The following is a 13,393-nucleotide window of genomic DNA, read 5'->3' on the forward strand; positions in this document are numbered from 1 at the left end:
CATAGCTCAGTCGCTTCCCCCATAAAAAACCAAAGAAGACTGCTTGAAACCGCAGTCTTCCCAAGGGTCCGAATATTATGCTTCTGTTTCTTGCTTAAATGTCTCCTGAAACTTCGTCATGAACAAATCGGTTTCTTCTTCCGCATTTTGTTCTCCTTCCTCCGGAAGTGGAGGCAATTCGCTCAAGTCTTTCAGCCCGAAATAATTCAAGAATTCATTGGTGGTGCCGTATAAAATAGCGCGCCCCGTGCCTTCCGCACGCCCCATTTCCTGAATCAGCCCTTTGGCAGCAAGCGTGTGCAACGGCTTCTCGCTTTTGACGCCGCGCAAATCTTCCACTTCCACCCGGGTCAGCGGCTGTTTGTATGCCACAATGGCCAGCACTTCAAGCGAAGCCTGCGACAAAGCTTGAGACGTCGGGTTTTCAACCAGCTTTTGAATGGTTTCTGCCGCTTCCGGCTTTGTCACCAGCTGGTAAACTCCGGCCAATTCCTTCAGCATGATACCGCTCTCCGGCTGTTTGTATCTTTGTGTCAATTCTTCGACACTTGACAAGATGTCCACTTTTTCTGCTTCCGTTAGAAATTGCAATTGTTTCATTGTTAAGCCGTCATCGCCGGCTACAAATAGCAGCGCTTCTAATTTACTCGAAAGAGTCGTCTTCATATTCCCACGTCTCCTTTTTTAGTTCGACCATCAAATCTGTAAAGTTTTTTTCCTGCTCCACTTGGATCACTTGCCGTTTCATCAGTTCAAGCACGGATAAAAACGACACGACCAACACCGCCTTATCATCAGATGGAAACAATTCAGTGAAAGGCGTCCGCCCTTTTGCAGCCTTCAGGCGGTTGACAATGGATGTCATTTGATCTTTAATGGAGACTTCCTGTCGAGCCACCCGGGCAGACAGCGGCGCTTTCAACTGCTTTCTGCGCAGCATCTTTTGAAAAGCTCCCAGCATATCATAAGCATTCACTTCCAGGTCCAGGTTGTCATCAGCCGAAGCAGGCTGCAGGCCGGACAAGTCCATTGGAGCTTTTGTGAAAATAGCGGACCGGTTGGATTCCAGTTCTTTCAGTTTGACGGAAGCTTCTTTATACTTCCGGTACTCGACCAAGCGGTTCACCAGCTCGTCGCGCGGATCCTGTTCATCGAATTCGTATTCGATGTCTTCCAGATCCCCTTCGTGGACCGGCAGCAGCATTTTGCTTTTGATTGCAAGAAGTGTTGCGGCCATGACCAAATACTCGCTCGCTTCGTTCAGTTCCAGAACTTGCAGAGCCCGGATGTGTTCCATATACTGGGTAGTGATCTGCGAAACTGGAATATCGTAAATATCAATTTCCAAACGATGTATTAAATGCAATAATAAATCAAGAGGACCTTCAAAAGCCTCTACTTTTACTTCATAAGACATGATTCTCCACCTGACTTTAAATTTACTCAATCTTGCCGTTCGCCTAAAACAAGTCTATACTTGTATCCGGTTATATACCCAGCAACGGATCTGCTGCGCAGCTTCCTGCTGGCCTTAAAAGTCCGATTGGTTCAGCTAGCATTCTGCGGGGAAGGCGTCCGCATAATGCAGTTTCACTTTATCCCGCTTTAACGCCCAGTACGGATCTGCTGCGCAGCTTCCTACTGGCCTTAAAAGTCCGATTGGTTCAGCTAGCATTCTGCGGGGAAAGCGTCCGCATAATGCAGTTTCACTTTATTATAGTAGAAAGGGGATTAAAATGCACCCACTCCATCATCCGCTTTTTATCCGATTTATCATACATTTCAACGAAGAAAAAGATTATTTTGAATGCCATGAAGTAGGCGAGGAATATTGGAAATCAGTTGCCCCAAAGAACAAATTGCATCCTTTGACCGGTTGGATCCAACTGGCTGTCGGCATGTACCACTGGCGCAGAAGCAATTACCCGGGGGCGCTCCGGTCATTTATCCGTTCTAAAGTCAAGCTTGCCAGCGGCAATGAATGGGTCGACGGATTTGACCAGGAATTGCTGATCAAAAACATTTCCAATGCGATTGAAGCGGTAACTGAACGCAAACCATTCAGCCCTTTTCCAATTCCAGTGACTTCAAATGAACTGAAAAAAATGGTCAAGAATTACCATGCAGCCAACCCGACAGTCGACCAGGATCCTTATTACATCATGCACAAACACCGTCTGCGGGACCGGTCTTCCATCATCAATCTGCGGGAACAGCGAAAAAGAAGAAACCTGGAACTTTGAGATAAAAGAAATGCCTTTTATTTCACTCTAAATCAGGTTCTTCCTATACATAAAAGCTTCTGTGAAACTGATTTTATAGGAAACAGAAAAAGAAAGTGCGGCCTATGCCTGCACTTTCTTTTTCTGTTTCGTCCATTTAAAACTGTTGTTTTCCCGTTTCTTTTTCCAATTCAGGACATTTTTGCAAGAAAGCTCTTGTTTCATCGGTTGAATGCATTTCTTTTCCTGGCATAATCTGGCGGATCTTTTCAATCATGGCGTGGCCTATTCCTTCACCCCGATGGGATGGATTCACCGAAATATGATGGATCGTGAAATAATGTTCGCTGACTTCCACGCCTAGCAATCCGACAAAATCTTCGCCTTTTTTCCAAAGGTAAAGCTGCCAATCAGGGTTTTCATCGTATATGTGCATGGTTTGCTGAAGTTTTTTCAATTCACGCTCTTTTGGCATGAATGACAGTAGCCCCATTGCAATTTTTTCGAATGATTTCTTATATCTGAGTAGCATATTCAATCCCTCATTTTCGTCTTTAAGCGGCTTTAACCATCCTACTATAAACACGTAAATAACTCAAGTTTGCCAGTAGTCATCCATTAATGACCGTGTCTGCAAAAAAGAGCCAGTAGACGATTCCCCAGCCGAGAGCCATCACTAAAAGAAGAATTAATAGGATAATATTGGTCTTTCTCATTTGCTTTCCACCTGTTTTTTATAACTTAGATCATGTTTCACCAAATCGTGTAAAGTTTCTCGTTCCACGACCAGTTGATGATCCCCGTTTTCCACAAAAACTACAGCTGGACGGGCAATGCGGTTGTAATTGCTGGCCATCGAATAACCATATGCGCCGGTACAGAAGACGCTTAGAATATCACCGGCTTTGGCCGCTGGCAAATCGGCTTGCTCAATCAGCTTGTCCCCGGATTCACAGCATTTCCCAGCAATTGTGTATTGCTCCGTTGCCGCCTCATTTGCCTTATTGGCAATCAGCGAACTGTATTTTGCCCCGTACAGCGCCGGACGGATGTTGTCAGACATGCCGCCATCCACTGCTGCATATTTGCGCGTGCCTGGCACTTCTTTCATCGAACCGATCGTATACAAAGTAGTGCCGGCGTCGCCGACAAGCGAACGGCCCGGTTCGATCCAGATTTCAGGAACCGGATAACCGGCCGCAGCAGATGTCTCTTTAACTGCCTGAATCATTTCTTTGACATATACCGCAGGTTCAAGCGGTTCATCTTCTTCCGTATACCGGATGCCGAAGCCTCCACCCAAGTTTAAAACCGGGCATGAAAAATCGAATTCGTTTTTCCAATCGCTCATTTTGCCGACCAATTTTTCGGCTGCCAAACGGAACGCTGCCGTATCAAAAATCTGGGAGCCAATGTGGCAGTGAAGCCCCAACAGATTCAGAAATTCGTGCTGATAAGTCTCGTGGAACGCACGGTCTGTCTGGCCGTTAATCAAATCAAAACCGAATTTCGAATCTTCCTGGCCCGTCGTAATGTAATCATGCGTATGGGCTTCTATGCCAGGCGTTACACGCAGCAAGACATTCATCGGCTTTTTCAATTGTTCCGAAAGAGTTTTCAGCAATTCAATTTCATGAAAATTATCAACGACGATGCAGCCGATTTCTTCTTCAAAAGCCATGCGAAGTTCAGCCTCGCTTTTGTTGTTGCCGTGAAAATGGATTTTTTCTTTTGGAAATCCGGACTGGATGGCGGTATACAATTCGCCTGCCGAAACAACATCCAGCGACAAGTTTTCTTCTGCAGCCACCTGGTAAATTGCAATGCTTGAAAATGCTTTGCTGGCATAAGCCACTTGGTAAGCAATGTTTTCTTCTTCAAATGTTTTCTGAAACGCTTTTGCCCGTTCCCGGAACAATTGTATGTCGTATACATAAAGCGGCGTGCCGTATTCCTTGGCCAGTTCAACCGAATCCGTTCCGCCAATTGTCAAATGCCCTTGATCGTTGATAGTTTGAGTGCCGTATAAATGCATGCTATCCCTCCTGGTATATGCGAACTGAAAGTCTCATTATATAAGTTAAACTAATAATCTCTGTATGTCGATATTCCGCAAAACAGCTCCACTTTCCTGCGGGCTTGCACCGAACTAACTCGGGCTTGATGCCCGAGTGGATTTCGGCACTTCGCTATCCCGCGGGAGTCTCCGCTGTTTTGCTCCATATCTTGAAATGGTTAAAAGTGCTATGGAGAAAATTCGATGATGTGGCGAACCTTCTAATCACAGCAAGGAGTAGCTTTCTTCTCATTTCTATCCATTTAAGATGAATGAGCGGAAGGCGGCGAGGGTCAAACATACTGCTCCTGCATCGCTTCGCTGCTTCGTCGCAAACGAGCTGTGCAAGTTACTTTTGCACAACTCGCTTCCTGCGGGAATAGAGGGCCAGGTGAGACCCCGCAGGGAGTGCAGCGACTGAGGAGGCTCACGGTCCTCCCGCGGAAAGCGTCCGCCTGGAGCGATTTCATCAACATCTAATTTATTGATTCAACTTATATACAAAAAAACTTGCTGAGAATAATCTCAGCAAGGCTTTTTAATCGGTAATCAGCGCAGAAATCAGCTGTACTTTATCAACCGGTTCGCTTGAATATTCTATGCTATTATATAACATCTTCATGCATTCTGCGAGTTCTTCTGTGTTCGAATAGATGGTCGCGATCGATTCGCCTTTTTCGACGCGGTCGCCGACTTTCTTGTTCAAGACGATGCCGACAGCTAAATCGATTTCCGATTCTTTTGTAGCCCGTCCTGCGCCAAGCACCATTGCTGCAGTTCCGATTTCATCCGCTTCCATGAATGAAATATAGCCGTCCTGCTCAGAAGGCACTTCCGTCACAAATTTCGCCTGCGGCAATAAGTCCACATCGTCCACTACGGCAGGGTTGCCGCCTTGGGCTTCGATAAACTGCTTCATTACTTCGAGCGCTTTGCCGTTGGCAATCACTTCTTCCAGCATGCCACGCGCTTCTTCCAAGGTTTCGGCTTTGCCGCCGACTACAACCATTTGGCTTCCAAGGACGAGGCATAGCTCCGTCAAGTCTTCCGGACCTTTGCCTTGCAGCGTTTCAATGGCTTCTTTCACTTCCAACGCGTTGCCGATGGCAAAGCCAAGCGGCTGGCTCATATCGGAAATGATGGCCATCGTTTTGCGGCCTGTCGAGTTGCCGATGCCGACCATCGCATGCGCTAATTCTCTGGCGTCTTCTTCTGTCTTCATGAATGCGCCTTCGCCTGTTTTTACATCGAGCACAATAGCGTCTGCTCCGGCAGCAATTTTTTTGCTCATGATCGAACTTGCGATCAATGGAATGCTGTTGACGGTCGCTGTTACATCGCGCAGCGCATACAATTTTTTGTCTGCCGGCGTCAAGTTGCCGCTTTGGCCGACAACCGCCAGTTTGATGTCGTTGACTTGCTTGATAAATTCTTCAGAACTGATTTCTACGTGGAAGCCTTCAATCGCTTCCAGTTTATCAATCGTTCCGCCGGTATGGCCAAGCCCGCGCCCGCTCATTTTGGCAACGGGTACGCCGCATGCTGCCACAAGCGGCCCAAGAACCAATGTAGTTGTATCGCCGACGCCGCCAGTAGAATGCTTGTCCACTTTGATGCCGTCAATTGCCGACAAATCGATTTGGTCTCCTGAATTTGCCATGGCAATCGTCAAGTCGGCACGTTCCCGTTCCGTCATGTTTTTGAAGTAAACCGCCATCAAAAACGCACTCATTTGATAATCGGCGATTTCGCCTTTTGTGTAGCCAGTAACGATAAATTGGATTTCTTCAGTAGAAAGTTCAAAACCGTCTCTTTTCTTTTCAATCAAGTCGACCATTCTCATGGAATACTACCGCCTTTTTAGTTTAATTTAGTCAAAATGCTGTTGCCGAATTTCGGCATCGGGGCAGAAAAATTGTCAGCAATTGTCGCACCGATGTCTGCAAATGTTTTGCCAAGCGCCAGTTCCTGTCCTCCATTGAAACGAGGAGAGAAAGCAAGCAGCGGCACGTATTCACGTGTATGGTCTGTCCCCGGGAAAGTCGGATCGTTGCCATGGTCTGCTGTGATGATCAATAAATCATCTTCCGTCATGCGTTCCAAAACTTCCGGCAATCTGCGGTCAAACGCTTCGAGTGCCTCTGCATAGCCTTTAGGGTCTCTGCGGTGGCCATATAGCGCATCGAAATCGACCAAGTTCAGGAAGCTCAAACCGTTAAAGTCTTCTCCTGCCACTTGGACCAGTTTGTCCATGCCGTCCATATTATCTTTCGTGCGAAGCGCTTTTGTCACGCCTTCGCCGTTGTAGATGTCGTTAATTTTCCCGATGGCAATTACATCTTTTTGAATATCTTTCAATTCGTTCATCACAGTACGGTCAAACGGTTTTAATGCATAGTCGTGGCGGTTTGATGTCCGTTTGAAGGCGCCTTCTTCGCCCAGGAACGGACGTGCAATGACCCGGCCCACCAGAAATTCCGGAGACAGCGTCAATTCGCGTGCGATTTCACAGATTTTATACAGCTCTTCCAATGGGACAATTTCTTCATGCGCAGCAATCTGCAAAACCGGATCGGCAGACGTATAAACAATCAGTGCGCCTGTTTCCATATGTTCTTTGCCCAGTTCATCCAAAATCTCCGTGCCGCTTGCCGGTTTGTTGCCGATCACTTTGCGGCCCGTGCGTTCTTCAAGCTGCTGGATCAGCTCCTGCGGGAAGCCTTCCGGATAAACTTTGAAAGGTGTATCGATGTTCAACCCCATGATTTCCCAGTGGCCAGTCATCGTATCTTTACCAACAGATGCTTCCTGCAGTTTTCCGTAGTAAGCTGCTGGCTGTGCTGCTGGCGTAAGCCCTTTCACGGGAACGATATTGGCAAGGCCAAGTCTTTCCATATTCGGCATATGGAGTCCGCCGACTGCCTCGGCAATGTGCCCGATTGTATCAGCCCCTGTATCTCCAAATGCTGCAGCATCCGGCGCTTCACCGATGCCGACTGAATCCAAAACGATTAAATGTATGCGGTTAAAAGCTTTATTTGACATGTTTTTTCCTCCTTATTTACCATCCTATAGTAACACAAAAGTACTCATCGTCAGAAGTCAGACCTCACATTTAATTATGCTCGCGGATGAAATTGTGAATAAACGTCTTTCAGCCTTGTTTTGCTGACATGGGTATAGATCTGAGTGGTGGAAATATCGGCGTGGCCCAGCATTTCCTGGACTGCCCGCAAATCCGCTCCATTTTCAATCAGATGAGTCGCAAACGAATGGCGCAGTGTGTGCGGCGTCAGTTCTCTTTGAATGCCGGCTTTTTGGGCATGCTGTTTGAGCAGCTTCCAAAAGCCTTGGCGCGTCAGCCGTTTCCCCCGCTGATTGATGAAAAGGGAATCCGTTTTGGTTTCCGGTTTTGCCAGTTCCCCTCTGGCATTTTCCAAGTACGTTCGACAAGCGGCAAGCGCTGTTTTTCCGAGTGGAATGATGCGTTCTTTTCCACCTTTGCCATAGCATTTAACAAAGCCCATCGTCAAATTGACGTCTTCAATATTCAGATTGATGCATTCACTGACCCGCATTCCGCTCGCATAGAGCAGTTCCAGCATCGCCCGGTCTCTTAAACCATTCGCTTTGTTTTCAGCAGGCGCCTGCATCAGCGCATCCACTTCTTCGATCGATAAGATGTTCGGCAGTTTTTTCTCCATCTGGGGCATTTCCAAATGGACGGTCGGATCATTGTCTACTACTCTTTCCCTGATCAGGAATTGATGAAACGACCGGATCGACGAGATGTGCCGTGCGACGGTCCGAGGGGTTTTTGTGGTTTCTTTCAAGTGGCGCAAATGATTCAATATATGTACTCGTTCTACTTTGCGCAATGAATCCAGCTGCTCCACTTCTTTTAGATACTGCAAATAACTTTTCAAATCGCGTTCATAAGACGTCAAGGTATTCGGGGCAAGCTGCCGCTCGACCCGCAGAAAATGCAGATAGTCATCCAATGCATCTTTTGCATATTTCATCGTAATCCCTCCATTTCGAGAAATAGAAAAGGAAGGCGACCTTTAGTTGGCCATCCTTCCTTTTCTCACCAATCATTCCGTTGGATTTTGTGAGTTGCGGTCCTGGCAACGCCAGCAAATGCCATGAAAAGTAAGACGGTGGTCTTTAATTTGGAAATTCCATCGTTTTTCAACGACCGACTCCACATCTTCAAGCAAATCTTCCTGTATTTCGTCCACTGCTCCGCACTCTATGCATACTAAGTGATGATGGAAATGGGCTGCGCCTTCCTGGCGCAAATCATAGCGTGATACTCCATCACCAAAATTAATTTTATCGACGATTTTTAACTCTGTTAATAACTCCAAGGTCCGATACACTGTGGCCAATCCAATTTCCGGTGCAATGTCTTTCACCAACAGGTAAACGTCTTCAGCACTTAAATGGTCTTCTTCATGGTCTAACAAGATTCGGACAGTCGCTTCACGCTGTGGCGTCAATTTATAACTTGCTGCATGCAGCTGCTTTTTGATTCGGTCAATTCTGGTTTCCATGCGACGCCCTCCCCCAAACTGACTTCATTATATCAAAAGTCGGTTCTCATTTACAAGATATATAACCATTCTTTCTTTAGAATGATTATAAACTAGGGGCGTTTAATTCTCAATTGCCAGCTTTTGCTTTGCCCATAATACGGCAAAGGCCGTTTTCGCATCATAAATCCGGTTGTCTTTCATCATCTGTTCCGCTTCTTCTATTGACACTTCCATCAGTTCGACAAATTCATCGTCATCCAGCACTGCACCTGAAGTGGCTTTGCTTAAGCCCTCCGCTGCGTAAAGGTGGATGATTTCGTCGGCAAATCCAGGCGAAGTCGAAAAAGATTGGATCAAGTCGAGTTTTTCGGCCGTATAACCGGTTTCTTCTTCCAGTTCCCGCAGTGCAGTGACTTCCGGGGCTTCCCCTTTTTCAATTTTGCCGGCAGGTATTTCGACGATGGTGCGTTCCAACGCTTTTCGGTACTGTTCCACCAGAATGATTTTCTTGTCCGGTGTCAGCGCTACTAATGCAACCGCTCCAGGGTGTTCCACCAATTCGCGTTTGGACGTGTTGCCGTTTGGCAGGCTGACTTCGTCCACTTTCAAATTGATGATTTTGCCTTCGTAAATCCGGTTGGAGCTGATTGTCTTTTCTTCAAATTTTTTCATCGGAATCCTCTTTTCATTTGTGATTTCTCTACCGCAAAGTATACCATAAGAGAAACAACTTACTAAAATGAGGTGGAATGATGAAGAAAGTGAATCTAGGCAACAGCAGCATCCAAGTAAGTGAAATCGGTTTCGGCTGCATGTCCTTGCCGCTTGATCAGCAAGAGGCAGGTGCCATCATCGACGCAGCCGTTTCTTCCGGCATCAATTATTTTGATACAGCCGATCTGTACAATAAGGGCAAAAACGAAGAACTGGTCGGAGAGCTTTTAAAAAAACACCGGAACGGCATCGTCATTGCGACAAAAGTCGGCAACCAGTGGAGCACAGATTCCGATAAAGTGAAATGGAATGCCACGAAAGCGTATATCACCGAACAAGTGCACACTAGCTTGAAGCGGCTGCAGACCGACTACATCGACTTATACCAATTGCACGGCGGCATGATTAGCGACAATGCCGAGGAAACGATTGATGCATTCGAGTCGCTCCAAAAAGAAGGTTTGATCCGCGCCTACGGCATTTCGTCCATCCGGCCGAATGTCATCCGCCGTTTCTTAGAAAACAGCGATATCGTGTCGATCATGATGCAATATAGCCTGCTCGACCGCCGGCCAGAAGAATACTTGGAGGAAATCCATGCTGCCGGCCGCTCTGTGGTCACCCGCGGCAGTCTGGCAAAAGGGCTTTTGACTAACGAAGGTTTGGAGCGCGCCAATCAAACAGGAAGCTACATGGCTTACAGCGAAGGAGAGCTGAACAATATAGTGCAGCAGCTGATGGACATCCACCCGAACCTTCACGCCCTGTCGCTTCACTCTGTGCTGCAGCAGCCTGCCGTCGCTTCTGTTGTAGCCGGTGCAAGTTCGCCTTCTCAAATTCAAGAGACGCTGAAAGCCTATGAAACGGCTGTGTCGGCTGAACAAATCGAACAAGCCCGCAGCTTGACCAAACAAGACCGGTACCAGGAGCATCGTGAGTAAACATAAAACAGGCCGACAGCGGGAATGCTGTTGGCCTGTTTTATGTTCTATAGCAAATCCATATTCTGTTTCTCATTTATACAGTCGATTGCCAGCAAAAATCCTTTGTAATGGGAATCGATTTTTGTTACCGATAGCTCCGAATTATGGATTAACGCAAGCGTGTCGCGGTTTAAATGGCAGCCGGCAAATGCTTTTTTCCAAAGCGGCGTCATTAAATCCTGCACTTTCCCCATCAGCCCCTGCGGCATCCGTACATGCTCAAGAAAAAGGATGCTCGCGCCAGGCTTTGCCACGCGCTGAATTTCCTGAAGTGCTTTGTGGGGATCCGGGATGGTGCAGAAAACCAGGGTTGCCACAACTGTATCAAAGACATTTTCATCAAAGGGCAGATGCTCTGCTTTTGCAGTATGAACTTCAATGGGGATCCTTGCCTTCTTTATCTTCGCAGTCGACTGTTTGCTCATCTGCAGATCCGGTTCAATAGCGTCTACTTTCAAGGCATTTCGATAGAACGGAAAATTTGCCCCTGTACCAGATCCGATTTCCAGCACATGGCCGACAGCTTTTTCTGTAAGCTCCGACCTTAGCTGGCTGATTTTCACTTTTTCCAGCGGCTGCATCGTTTTGTCATACACTTTGCTGAATTGGTCTGCCATTTTACTGCGCTCCTTTTCCCTTGCTGCCTTGCGGTCTTTTGGAACAAATAAAGACGTGCTATCCTCTGGCATCCCTTGTCCTTTATAATAGAATAAACTAAACCATTCCCTTGGTTTACAGGAGGCCAGCCGACGTGGACATCAATGACATCTCACTTGAATTTATCGCGTTATTGCTGCTTAACTTGGCCGCCGGTGCACTTGGATTTGTTCCCAGTTTCCTGTTGACCGGTCTGAATATAAGCAGTTTTGGCGTTGCCACAGGGACTGTGCTGTCGCTCGTTGGTGAAATCTTCGGCGCCATCCTCGGTTTTTATCTCTACCGGTTCGGTTTTTCAAAAGTGCAGCCATCCTGGAAACAGTCCCGCTTCTGGAATTACATGCACAAGCAGCCGGCAGCAACTGTATTCTGGGGCATCCTGCTATTTCGGCTGCTCCCGTTTATCCCTTCCGGCCTTGTCACAGCAGGTGCGGCTTTGACGCCGATCAACGGGCTGTTGTTTTTCATCGCCAGCAGCCTCGGAAAAATTCCGGCCGTCTTTCTTGAAGCAGCCATCGTCTACGGCATTATCGAAACGGTGCCGGCAGTTGTCCAGTATACCGTAGGAATTGCTGTATTCCTGGCAGCTCTGTTCGTTTGGCTGCACAAGCGCAAAACAACTGGAAGCGGTTTAAGGCAGTGATTGGCTCCAGTCGACGATTTCCTGCCCTTCCAAAAACCGTTCCGCATCAAGCGCCGCCATACAGCCCGTTCCGGCCGCAGTGACGGCTTGCCGATATTTGCTGTCCTGGACATCTCCGCATGCGAGCACACCGGGAATATTTGTTTCAGTTGTACCGGGGTTCACTTTGATGTAGCCAATTGCATCTGTCTCGATTTGCCCGTTTAAAAAGCTTGAATTCGGCAAATGGCCGATTGCTATAAAGATGCCGTCTGCCTGAATGACTTCTTCTTCCGCGGTTTCGTTGTTCCGTACCTTCAACCCTGACACTTTGTCGTCTTTTGTGACGACCCGCAAAGGGATCCGGTCAAGCGCCCAAGTGATTTTGGGATTTTGCCGCGCTCGTTCCTGCATGATTTTGGATGCCCTTAATTCACTCCGCCGGTGGACAACCACCACTTCGGAAGCGAACCGTGTAAGGAAGCTCGCTTCTTCCATTGCGGAGTCCCCTCCGCCGACAACAATGATTTTCTTGTTGCGGAAAAAAAAGCCGTCGCATGTGGCGCACGTACTGACTCCTTTTCCCAAGTTTTCCGTTTCCCCAGGAATATCGAGCATTTTTGCGCTGGCTCCCGTAGAAATAATCACGGCTTCTGCTGTCAGTTCATCGCCTTTTTGCAGCGTGATTTTAAATGGCCTTTTCCGTAAATCGATTCCTGTGACCCAGCCGCGCCTGAATTGCGCCCCAAACCGTTCAGCCTGCTTCCGCATATTATCCATCAATTTGGGACCGAGTATGCCGTCTGTATAACCAGGGTAATTTTCCACTTCGGTTGTCAGGATCAATTGGCCACCCGGTTCCGCGCCTTCAATGACCAAGGGGTTCATATTGGCTCTCGCCAAATAAATGGCTGCTGTCAATCCTGCCGGTCCTGTCCCCAAAATAACCACTTTTTCCATTTGCCGCACCTCCTGAATTCGTGAAGCTTGCGTTGTCATCTTCTACTGACCAAGTCTATTGTTTAGTAAATTCCCCTTCTTTCCCTCAATAAACTGCTCTTGAGCTTAGTTTAGGAAAAGTCGGGTAAAACATTTAATAAGCCATTAATGGAGGTGCCTTGAATGAAAGAACTCACTTCTCTACAAGAAACTGAAAGCTTTATTGTACAACCGGGATTGAATTTTTTATATGTCCTTACTCCTTCTTGAAGCGTCTGCCACGCGTTGCTTCCTCAGGTTGAGGATGCTTTAACTGAATTCCCACAGATCCAGGCAAGAGAAGCGGATGCTTCTCGCATTCCGGAGCTTGCTGGGGTATTATCGATTTTCACGGCTCCGGTTCTGATCCTTTTTGCAGATGGAAAAGAAATGCAGCGGGATGCACGCTTTGTCCATATGGAAGAATTCAAAGAGAAAACCCGAAAAATGTACGAAGGATACCACGGTCAATAGGATAACCCATTTCATCAAGCAGCCGAGCCTTATTTAAAGGTTCGGCTGTCGCTGGTTAAAACCGCTAAATCCTCGACTTTATTTCTTTTGGCATAAAAAAGCTATTCCCTTAACAGGTAAAAACAACTATAATAAAGAAAATTTACCTA

Annotated in this window: 15 protein-coding genes; 4 read left to right on the plus strand and 11 right to left on the minus strand. The window is 47.2% G+C overall.

Annotated features, from left to right (window positions below; genetic code table 11):
- Positions 1-75: 75 nt before the first annotated feature.
- Positions 76-666, minus strand: a complete 591-nt coding sequence (gene scpB, locus BLQ32_RS05800) for an SMC-Scp complex subunit ScpB (protein WP_074509434.1) — start codon at positions 664-666, stop codon at positions 76-78.
- Complete coding sequence (locus tag BLQ32_RS05805; RefSeq protein WP_074509435.1) at positions 644-1,417, minus strand: segregation/condensation protein A; 774 nt, start codon at positions 1,415-1,417, stop codon at positions 644-646. The genes scpB and BLQ32_RS05805 overlap by 23 nt, the downstream gene beginning before the upstream one ends.
- Before the next feature lie 319 nt (positions 1,418-1,736).
- On the opposite strand from BLQ32_RS05805, the gene BLQ32_RS05810 reads away from it, so the two are divergent.
- On the plus strand, positions 1,737-2,243 hold the full coding sequence (locus tag BLQ32_RS05810) for a DUF309 domain-containing protein (RefSeq protein WP_053165759.1): 507 nt from the start codon (positions 1,737-1,739) through the stop codon (positions 2,241-2,243).
- A gap of 136 nt (positions 2,244-2,379) precedes the next feature.
- Here the strand turns inward: BLQ32_RS05810 and BLQ32_RS05815 are convergent, their stop codons facing one another.
- From BLQ32_RS05815 to BLQ32_RS05845, 7 genes are all read right to left on the minus strand, one after another.
- Entirely contained in the window at positions 2,380-2,754 is a 375-nt protein-coding gene (locus tag BLQ32_RS05815; protein ID WP_074509436.1) for a GNAT family N-acetyltransferase, read from the minus strand.
- A gap of 180 nt (positions 2,755-2,934) precedes the next feature.
- Positions 2,935-4,257 carry a diaminopimelate decarboxylase gene (gene lysA, locus BLQ32_RS05820; protein WP_074509437.1) on the minus strand — a complete coding sequence of 441 codons (1,323 nt, stop codon included), beginning with the start codon at positions 4,255-4,257 and terminating at the stop codon, positions 2,935-2,937.
- Positions 4,258-4,816: 559 nt separating this feature from the next.
- Positions 4,817-6,121: a pyrimidine-nucleoside phosphorylase gene (locus BLQ32_RS05825; RefSeq protein WP_074509438.1), complete on the minus strand. Its 1,305-nt coding sequence runs from the start codon at positions 6,119-6,121 to the stop codon at positions 4,817-4,819.
- Between the two features lie 17 nt (positions 6,122-6,138).
- Entirely contained in the window at positions 6,139-7,323 is a 1,185-nt protein-coding gene (gene deoB / locus BLQ32_RS05830; RefSeq protein WP_074509439.1) for a phosphopentomutase, read from the minus strand.
- A 74-nt stretch (positions 7,324-7,397) separates the two neighbouring features.
- A complete protein-coding gene (gene xerD, locus BLQ32_RS05835) occupies positions 7,398-8,300 on the minus strand; it encodes a site-specific tyrosine recombinase XerD (protein WP_036804071.1) in 903 nt (300 codons plus the stop codon).
- A 72-nt stretch (positions 8,301-8,372) separates the two neighbouring features.
- Positions 8,373-8,834: a ferric iron uptake transcriptional regulator gene (gene fur, locus BLQ32_RS05840; protein ID WP_036804068.1), complete on the minus strand. Its 462-nt coding sequence runs from the start codon at positions 8,832-8,834 to the stop codon at positions 8,373-8,375.
- Between the two features lie 102 nt (positions 8,835-8,936).
- Positions 8,937-9,488, minus strand: coding sequence for an NUDIX hydrolase (locus BLQ32_RS05845; protein WP_074509440.1), 552 nt, complete (start codon positions 9,486-9,488; stop codon positions 8,937-8,939).
- Positions 9,489-9,568: 80 nt separating this feature from the next.
- Between BLQ32_RS05845 and BLQ32_RS05850 the strand changes: the two genes are divergently transcribed.
- Complete coding sequence (locus tag BLQ32_RS05850) at positions 9,569-10,471, plus strand: aldo/keto reductase (RefSeq protein WP_074509441.1); 903 nt, start codon at positions 9,569-9,571, stop codon at positions 10,469-10,471.
- Positions 10,472-10,518: 47 nt separating this feature from the next.
- Here BLQ32_RS05850 and BLQ32_RS05855 read toward each other — a convergent pair whose 3' ends face one another.
- The gene (locus tag BLQ32_RS05855) at positions 10,519-11,130 is read right to left on the minus strand and encodes a class I SAM-dependent methyltransferase (protein WP_074509442.1); all 612 of its coding nucleotides are present in this window, start codon (positions 11,128-11,130) and stop codon (positions 10,519-10,521) included.
- Between the two features lie 134 nt (positions 11,131-11,264).
- Between BLQ32_RS05855 and BLQ32_RS05860 the strand changes: the two genes are divergently transcribed.
- A complete protein-coding gene (locus BLQ32_RS05860; protein ID WP_244890323.1) occupies positions 11,265-11,813 on the plus strand; it encodes a TVP38/TMEM64 family protein in 549 nt (182 codons plus the stop codon).
- Here the strand turns inward: BLQ32_RS05860 and trxB are convergent.
- The gene (gene trxB, locus BLQ32_RS05865; RefSeq protein WP_074509443.1) at positions 11,802-12,752 is read right to left on the minus strand and encodes a thioredoxin-disulfide reductase; all 951 of its coding nucleotides are present in this window, start codon (positions 12,750-12,752) and stop codon (positions 11,802-11,804) included. The two genes, BLQ32_RS05860 and trxB, sit on opposite strands and share 12 nt — an antisense overlap.
- A gap of 264 nt (positions 12,753-13,016) precedes the next feature.
- Between trxB and BLQ32_RS05870 the strand changes: the two genes are divergently transcribed.
- Positions 13,017-13,244: a YbbN family protein gene (locus BLQ32_RS05870; RefSeq protein WP_235783831.1), complete on the plus strand. Its 228-nt coding sequence runs from the start codon at positions 13,017-13,019 to the stop codon at positions 13,242-13,244.
- Positions 13,245-13,393 lie beyond the last annotated feature (149 nt).

The sequence above is a fragment of the Planococcus glaciei genome (assembly GCF_900099655.1).
In the GTDB taxonomy this organism is placed as follows: domain Bacteria; phylum Bacillota; class Bacilli; order Bacillales_A; family Planococcaceae; genus Planococcus; species Planococcus glaciei.

What these genes read in the sequence shown, in the direction of transcription:
- BLQ32_RS05825 (WP_074509438.1), bottom strand. Translation starts at nt 6,121, where the DNA reads ATGAGAATGGTCGACTTGATTGAAAAGAAAAGAGACGGTTTTGAACTT.
- BLQ32_RS05855 (WP_074509442.1), bottom strand. Translation starts at nt 11,130, where the DNA reads ATGGCAGACCAATTCAGCAAAGTGTATGACAAAACGATGCAGCCGCTG.
- BLQ32_RS05815 (WP_074509436.1), bottom strand. Translation starts at nt 2,754, where the DNA reads ATGCTACTCAGATATAAGAAATCATTCGAAAAAATTGCAATGGGGCTA.
- trxB (WP_074509443.1), bottom strand. Translation starts at nt 12,752, where the DNA reads ATGGAAAAAGTGGTTATTTTGGGGACAGGACCGGCAGGATTGACAGCA.
- BLQ32_RS05805 (WP_074509435.1), bottom strand. Translation starts at nt 1,417, where the DNA reads ATGTCTTATGAAGTAAAAGTAGAGGCTTTTGAAGGTCCTCTTGATTTA.
- fur (WP_036804068.1), bottom strand. Translation starts at nt 8,834, where the DNA reads ATGGAAACCAGAATTGACCGAATCAAAAAGCAGCTGCATGCAGCAAGT.
- scpB (WP_074509434.1), bottom strand. Translation starts at nt 666, where the DNA reads ATGAAGACGACTCTTTCGAGTAAATTAGAAGCGCTGCTATTTGTAGCC.
- xerD (WP_036804071.1), bottom strand. Translation starts at nt 8,300, where the DNA reads ATGAAATATGCAAAAGATGCATTGGATGACTATCTGCATTTTCTGCGG.
- lysA (WP_074509437.1), bottom strand. Translation starts at nt 4,257, where the DNA reads ATGCATTTATACGGCACTCAAACTATCAACGATCAAGGGCATTTGACA.
- BLQ32_RS05850 (WP_074509441.1), top strand. Translation starts at nt 9,569, where the DNA reads ATGAAGAAAGTGAATCTAGGCAACAGCAGCATCCAAGTAAGTGAAATC.
- deoB (WP_074509439.1), bottom strand. Translation starts at nt 7,323, where the DNA reads ATGTCAAATAAAGCTTTTAACCGCATACATTTAATCGTTTTGGATTCA.
- BLQ32_RS05845 (WP_074509440.1), bottom strand. Translation starts at nt 9,488, where the DNA reads ATGAAAAAATTTGAAGAAAAGACAATCAGCTCCAACCGGATTTACGAA.
- BLQ32_RS05810 (WP_053165759.1), top strand. Translation starts at nt 1,737, where the DNA reads ATGCACCCACTCCATCATCCGCTTTTTATCCGATTTATCATACATTTC.